Origin of the sequence: uncultured Aquimonas sp. (assembly GCF_937888285.1) — a bacterium.
Lineage (GTDB): Bacteria > Pseudomonadota > Gammaproteobacteria > Xanthomonadales > Xanthomonadaceae > Aquimonas.
The window spans coordinates 22,870-29,755 of the sequence record NZ_CALART010000039.1 but is presented as its reverse complement, the minus strand read 5'-3'; the positions used below and the strand labels follow the sequence as shown (position 1 = coordinate 29,755).

The window sequence follows — 6,886 nt, the reverse complement described above, 5'->3', positions numbered from 1 at the left end:
TCATCGAGATCGCCGAAGTCGACGGCGAGAAGCAGTTCGAGGTGCTGGCCACCAATGGCGACACCTTCCTGGGCGGCGAAGACTTCGATATGCGCGTCATCGACTACCTGGTCGAGGAGTTCCAGAAGGACCAGGGCATCGACCTGCGCAAGGATCCGCTGGCCCTGCAGCGCCTGAAGGACGCCGCCGAGCGCGCCAAGATCGAGCTGTCGTCGAGCCAGCAGACCGAAGTGAACCTGCCCTACATCACCGCCGATGCCTCGGGCCCGAAGCACCTCAGCATCAAGCTGACCCGCGCCAAGCTGGAGGCCCTGGTCGACGACCTGGTCAAGCGCACGATCGAGCCCTGCAAGATCGCGATGAAGGACGCCGGCCTGCGCATGAGCGACATCAGCGAGGTCATCCTCGTTGGCGGCCAGACCCGCATGCCCAAGGTGCAGGCGGCGGTCACCGAGTTCTTCGGCAAGGAGCCGCGCAAGGACGTCAACCCGGACGAAGCCGTGGCCATCGGCGCGGCGGTGCAGGGCGGCGTGCTGGCCGGCGACGTCAAGGACGTGCTGCTGCTCGACGTGACCCCGCTGTCGCTGGGCATCGAGACCCTGGGCGGCGTGTTCACCAAGCTGATCGAGAAGAACACCACGGTGCCGACCAAGGCCTCGCAGGTGTTCAGCACCGCCGAGGACAACCAGACCGCCGTGACCGTGCACGTGCTGCAGGGTGAGCGCGAACAGGCCCGCTACAACAAGTCGCTGGCCAAGTTCGACCTGGCCGGCATCGAGGCGGCGCCGCGCGGCATGCCGCAGGTGGAAGTGAGCTTCGACATCGACGCCAACGGCATCCTGCACGTCAGCGCCAAGGACAAGAAGACCGGCAAGGAGCAGCGCGTCGAGATCAAGGCCGGCTCGGGCCTGTCCGAGGACGAGATCGCGCGCATGGTCGCCGACGCCGAAGCCAACCGCGAAGAGGACAAGAAGTTCCACGAGCTGGTCGGCGCCCGCAACCAGGCCGACGCCCTGATCCACTCGACCCGGGCGGCCATCAAGGAGCACGGCGACAAGGTCGGCGGTGAGGCCATCGGCCGCATCGAGGCCGCGCTGTCGGATCTCGAGAAGGCCATGAAGGGCGACGACAAGGGCCAGATCGAGGCCAAGACCAAGGCCCTGGAGGAAGCCGCGCAGCCGCTGGCGGCCGCCGCAGCCGGTCAGGCCGGCCCGGGCCCGCAGGCGCAGGGCGGCGGTTCGGCGCCCAACGACGACGTGGTCGACGCCGAGTTCACCGAGGTCAAGGACGACAAGAAGTGAGGCCGGGATTGGGGATTGGGGATTCGGGATTCGCTAGAGCCCGTCACTCCCAACCCTAGAGGCTGGATCGAGGCCGCGGCGTTTGCTGCGGCCTCGCCGTTCAACGCAGCACGAATCCCGAATCCCGAATCACGAATCCCATGTCAAAACGCGACTACTACCAGGTGCTCGGCGTCGAACGCAGCGCCTCCGACGAAGACCTGAAGAAGGCCTATCGTCGGCTGGCGATGAAGTTCCACCCGGATCGCAATCCGGACGATGCCGAGGCCGAGGCCAAGTTCAAGGAGGCCAAGGAGGCCTACGAGGTGCTGGCCGATGCGCAGAAGCGCCGGCTCTACGACCAGCACGGCCACGCTGCCTTCGAGGGTGGCATGGGCGGTGGACGCGGTGGGCCGGGCGGCGTCGACATGGGCGACATCTTCGGCGACATCTTTGGCGACATCTTCGGTGGTGGCCGCGGACGCGGGCCGCGCCGCGGCGCCGACCTGCGCTATGTGGTCGACCTCGATCTCGAAGAAGCCGTCGGTGGCGTCGAGAAGGAGATCGAGATCCCCACCGTGGTTGCGTGCCGCGTCTGTGACGGCAGTGGCTCGGCCGACGGTGAGGTCGAAACCTGCCGCACCTGCGGCGGCCACGGCCGCGTGCGCATGCAGCAGGGCATCTTCAGCATCCAGCAGACCTGCCCGCACTGCGCGGGCAGCGGCAAGACCATCAAGAACCCCTGCAAGACCTGCCATGGCGCAGGTCGCATCGAATCCGAGAAGACGCTCGCGGTGAAGATTCCTGCCGGCGTCGACACCGGCGACCGCATCCGCCTGGCGGGCGAGGGCGAAGCCGGGCCTGCCGGTGCGCCGGCCGGTGACCTCTACGTTGAAGTGCGGGTGCGCGAGCACGCCATTTTCCAGCGCGATGGTGATGACCTCTACTGCGAGGTGCCGATCCGCTTCAGCCAGGCAGCGCTGGGCGCCGAGCTGCCGGTGCCGACCCTGGACGGCGAGGCGATCGTCAAGATTCCCGCCGAGACCCAGACCGGCAAGGTGTTCCGCCTGCGCGGCAAGGGCGTCAAGTCCGTGCGCAGCCACAGCAAGGGCGATCTGCTGTGCAAGGTCGTGGTCGAGACCCCGGTCAAGCTGACCAAGCGCCAGAAGGAGCTGCTGGCTGAGTTCGAAAGCACCTTCGAAGGCGCGGACGCGCTCGCCCACTCCCCGCGCGCCACGTCCTGGCTGGACGGGGTCAAAAGCTTCTTCGACAAGATGACAGGCTGAGGACGCAGTCCGCTTCGTGCGCAGGCTGGTGGCCACGCCGGCAGCCCGCGCCGGCATCGATGTCATGCCTGTCCCAGCGAGCCCGCCATGGGCGTCGGTGGCCGATCAGCAGCTGCAGCCGATTGTTCACCAGCGCGCTGAATTCCGAATGGCACGCAGCGGCTGCGTCCTGCGCACCTCCCGCAGCGGTGTGCTGCGCCCCCGAACGTGCAGCGCATCTCCGGCAGGCCGGAACACCCCCTGTTCGCGGGGTGATCAAGCCGCTCTCATGGGTCTAGCCTGAACTGCATGGCCCCGCATCGAAGCTGCGGGCCCCTCAGGTTCGCGGAGCGCCGCCATGTCGAAATTCCTTGTCCTGCTCGCACTGATGGCCGCAATGACGGCAAGCGCGATCGTCTTGGCCAGCACGACCGTCATGGTCGATCTGCGTCCCGATCTGTCGGGCACCAACTTCGGACAGCCCTTCCTGCGCGGCAGCACCGGCAAGGTCGATGTCTACATGGAGAACTGTCCGGGACAGGCCTGCGACGGCACCGAGGTCACGAGCGTCTACCTGCGCCTGCCGCCGGGACTCAGCTATGTCAGCCATCAGGGCTTCCGGCCGACCTTCGTCTCCTGCACGGCCGAGGCGGCGGAGCCCAGTGGACAGACCATCCGCTGCACCGGTGCGGGGCTTTCGGGAAATCCGCTCGCGATCAACAAGTACAGCGGAGTGGTGTTCGATGTCGCGGTGGCGGCGGATGCGCCGCTGGGCAGCGCGCCCATCTATGTCGGGCTCGACGAGCTGCCGCCGCAGGGCTCGCCCACACTCGGCCAGTGCCTGCAGGACACCTCGCCGATCTGGTGCGACGTGATGGACCTCGGCATTGCCACAGCGCCCGTTCCCGAGCTGGTGTTCGAGGGCGGCAGCTACAGCAGCGGCGGGCTCGCGATCGGCGATGAGACCGGCACCGTCACCGCCCAGTTCCGCAACATCGGTGCGGCTGCCGCGGCGCGCACCAACATCCAGATCCAGCTGCCTCGCGGTGTGTTCTGGCGTGCCGCCGGCAACGCGTCGAGCCCGGCGGGCTTCAACTGCAGCAGTTCCGGCAGCGTCGATCCGGGCTTCACCCTGAGCTGCAGCAGCAGCGCGGTGCTGAATGCGGGTGCCAGTGGCTTCCTGCGTATCGGCGTGAACCCGGGCGTACTGACGCCTGGCGCGGTGCCTGTGCTCTACAGCATCGACAGCCTGCAGACGCCGGCGGCGCAGGGGCTCGACGTGTGTGCTGCGAATCCCGAACGGGCGGAGTGCCTGCTGCTGGAGGTGCCGCTGCGCAACGGCTGCGAGGGCCGGCACGGCATGGACGCCATCTTCTGCAACGGCTACGAGACGCCGACTCCCTAAGTCGCTGCTTCAACAGAGGGGTCTCGCGGTCAACTCGCGCGAGCGCCTGAAAGAGAGCGACCCACCGGCGTCATGCGCATCGGTGGGTCGCGGGGTTCTGCTTACAGCTTGCCGCGGGTACGCAGATCGCGGCGGAGGCGATTGCGACGGCGACGCAGGCGGGCCAGTTTCATGGCGAAGTCCTTGGTGTGGGTGGAAAGGGCCGCGGATTGTCGCATGACGGGCGGGTTCGCGCTTGCGGCGCAGTCATGGGCGCAGCGGACCGGGGCAGGGTGCAGGTCACGGTGGGCCAGGGCCCACCCTATGCAGGTGCATGCGTTGCCTGCGTCCGCCAGCATCGCTTGTCTCCGCTGAGCCCCACTCGAGCCCCCCTGGCAGCACTCCAGGGAGTGCATCAGACGAGCCGCCAGGAAGTGCCTCGGACGAGCCCCTCTACCCTCATGGGAGAGGGGTTGGGGAGAGGGGGAGGGGTGCGCCGCGGTTCGCTAGCGCTGCGGTTCTGGCTTCAGCAGATTCAGCGGCGCCAGCGGCACGCGGGTGGGTCTTCTGCCGACGCGCACAGACGCGCGCCCCCACTCTCAATCGCCACCTCCGCCGCCGTCAGCTGCATCACTCTCGAAGGTTTCACCCCCGCGCCGCCGGTCGCCCACATCGCGTTGCGGCTGGCCAGACCAGCGCCGGAACATCAGGCCGAGCGCAAGCGCGCCTGCGCCAACCCCAATGACGTAGCCCCACAGCTCGCTGCCGCTGATGCCGATCGCGATCACGGCCACTGTCCACAGCACCATCTCGGCGACGAGGCCCATGCAGCCCAGTTCCACAAGCCCAGGCCTGGAAGCGCTGACGCCAGACGGGGCATCACCGCTGGAGTGATCGCTCACTCCTCCTCCTGCCGCGTGAACCCCGCCACCAGCTGCGCCTGCAGGTTCGGCGGCACCGGCTCGTAGTGGCTCAGGCTCAGGGTGTAGCTGGCCTGGCCGCTGGTCAGCGCGTTGAGGCGGGTCTGGAAGCTGGCCAGCTCCGCCAGCGGTGCCAAGCCCTGGATGCGCAGCTGGCCGGGCAGGGCGGCGCGGGTGCCGGTGACCTGGCCGCGATGGCTTGCGAGATCGCCGCTGACATCACCCACATGCGCTTCGGGCGCCAGCACCTCGACCTGCACGATCGGCTCCAGGATCACCGGCTTCGCCTCGCGCACCGCGGCCTGCACGGCCTTGCGGGCGGCGCTGACGAAGGCGACTTCCTTGCTGTCGACGCTGTGGTACTTGCCGTCGTAGACGGTGACCTTGATGTCGACCAGCGGGTAGCCGGCGATGACGCCGTGGGCGCAGGCTTCGTGTACGCCCTTTTCGACGGCGGGGATCAGCGAGCCCGGAATCACGCCGCCTTTCACCGCATCGACGAACTGCAGGCCGGCACCGCGCGGCAGCGGCTCGATGCGCAGGAAAACCTCGCCGAACTGGCCGGCGCCGCCGGTCTGCTTCTTGTGGCGGTGATGGCCTTCGGCCGTCGCGCTGATGGTCTCGCGGTAGGCGATGCGCGGCGGCTCGGTGTGCACTTCGAACTTGTAGGCCTCACGCAGGCGTTCGATCAGCACGCGCAGGTGCAGGTCGCCGAGCCCGTAGACCAGGGTCTGTCCGGTCTGCGCGCTCTGCTCCAGCTTCAGGCAGGGGTCTTCCTCGACCAGGCGATGCAGCACATCCCACAGGCGCTGCTCGTCGCCGTGCCGGGTCGGCGCGATGGCGAGGCCGTGCACCGGCTCGGGCAGTTTCAGCGGCGCCAGGTGCAGGTGCGCGTCCTCGGCGGCATCGTGCAGCACCGCGTCCAGATGCAGCTCATCGAGCTTGGCGACCACGCAGATCTCACCCGGCACTGCTTCCTCGATCGGCACCTGGGTCTTGCCCTGCAGGGCGAACAGATGCGCCACCCGCACCGGCTTGCGCGCGTGACCGACATAGAGCTGCATGTTCCGCCGCAGCGTGCCCTGATGCACCCGCACGAAACCGAGCTTGCCGAGGAAGGGGTCGCTGCGCTGCGCGAACACATGGGCAAGCACGTGGGCCTCGGGATCGATGCTCACGTCAACCGGCACCGAGTCCTCGCCCTCGCTGCGCTGGAACACCGGCGGATTGGCTTCCAGCGGATTGGGCAGCAGCTTCTCGATGCAGGCCAGCAGCTCGGGCACGCCGACGCCGCTCTTCGCAGCGGTGAACAGCACGGGCACGAGATGGCCCTCGCGCAGGGCCTGCTCGAGCGGTACGTGCAGCTCCGAGGCGGGCACGTCGCCCTCATTGAGATAGCGCTCGACGAACTCGGGATCGACTTCGACCACCTGTTCGACCAGGGCCCGATGGGCGTCGGCGACGGAGCCGAAGTCCGAGGCGCCGCTGCTGGCGAAGAAGCAGTCCTGCACGCCGCCGGCCTTGGGCAGGTTGAGCGGCAGGCACTCGCGGCCGAAGGTCTCGCGGATCTGTTCCAGCAGCCCGGGCAGGTCGATGCCGGGGGCGTCGATCTTGTTGATGACGATGACCCGGTCGCGCAGCCGCTCGGCGGCGGTGTCCATCGCGCGCTGCGCCATCAGCTCGATGCCGCGCTGGGCGTCGATCACCACGATGGCGGTCTCGACGGCCTCAAGCGCCGGCAGTGCATGGCCGCTGAAATCCGGCGCGCCGGGGGTGTCGATCAGATGCACCCGCAGGCCCGCGTGCTCGAAGTGCAGCAGGCTTGATGCCAGCGAATGCTGCATGCGCTTCTCGATCGGATCGAAGTCGCTGACCGTCGTGCCCTTCTCGATGCTGCCCGCCTGCGGGATGGCGCCCGCGGCGAGCAGCAGACTTTCCGCGAGCGTGGTCTTGCCGCTGCCGGCGGGGCCCAGCAGGGCCAGGGTGCGGAGTCGGGTCAGGTCAGCCATGAGCGATCCCCTCTTGCCTTGCGCACTG

General features: G+C 68.3%; 5 protein-coding genes. 3 read left to right on the top strand and 2 right to left on the bottom strand.

What is annotated here, in order from left to right; genetic code table 11:
- From dnaK to Q0654_RS09805, 3 genes are all read left to right on the top strand, one after another.
- Nucleotides 1–1,301, top strand: a 1,301-nt coding sequence (gene dnaK, locus Q0654_RS09815) for a molecular chaperone DnaK (RefSeq protein WP_298853252.1), incomplete at its 5' end; no start/stop codon positions are given.
- A 140-nt stretch (nt 1,302–1,441) separates the two neighbouring features.
- Nucleotides 1,442–2,566, top strand: coding sequence for a molecular chaperone DnaJ (dnaJ, locus tag Q0654_RS09810; RefSeq protein WP_298853250.1), 1,125 nt, complete (start codon nt 1,442–1,444; stop codon nt 2,564–2,566).
- A gap of 337 nt (nt 2,567–2,903) precedes the next feature.
- Nucleotides 2,904–3,950, top strand: coding sequence for a hypothetical protein (locus Q0654_RS09805; protein ID WP_298853248.1), 1,047 nt, complete (start codon nt 2,904–2,906; stop codon nt 3,948–3,950).
- Nucleotides 3,951–4,528: 578 nt separating this feature from the next.
- Here the strand turns inward: Q0654_RS09805 and Q0654_RS09800 are convergent.
- Together Q0654_RS09800 and fusA are read right to left on the bottom strand one after the other, a co-directional pair.
- Nucleotides 4,529–4,756, bottom strand: a complete 228-nt coding sequence (locus Q0654_RS09800; RefSeq protein ID WP_298853247.1) for a hypothetical protein — start codon at nt 4,754–4,756, stop codon at nt 4,529–4,531.
- A 71-nt stretch (nt 4,757–4,827) separates the two neighbouring features.
- A complete protein-coding gene (fusA, locus tag Q0654_RS09795; RefSeq protein WP_298853245.1) occupies nt 4,828–6,858 on the bottom strand; it encodes an elongation factor G in 2,031 nt (676 codons plus the stop codon).
- Nucleotides 6,859–6,886 lie beyond the last annotated feature (28 nt).

What these genes read in the sequence shown, in the direction of transcription:
- fusA (WP_298853245.1), bottom strand. Translation starts at nt 6,858, where the DNA reads ATGGCTGACCTGACCCGACTCCGCACCCTGGCCCTGCTGGGCCCCGCC.
- Q0654_RS09805 (WP_298853248.1), top strand. Translation starts at nt 2,904, where the DNA reads ATGTCGAAATTCCTTGTCCTGCTCGCACTGATGGCCGCAATGACGGCA.
- dnaJ (WP_298853250.1), top strand. Translation starts at nt 1,442, where the DNA reads ATGTCAAAACGCGACTACTACCAGGTGCTCGGCGTCGAACGCAGCGCC.
- Q0654_RS09800 (WP_298853247.1), bottom strand. Translation starts at nt 4,756, where the DNA reads ATGGGCCTCGTCGCCGAGATGGTGCTGTGGACAGTGGCCGTGATCGCG.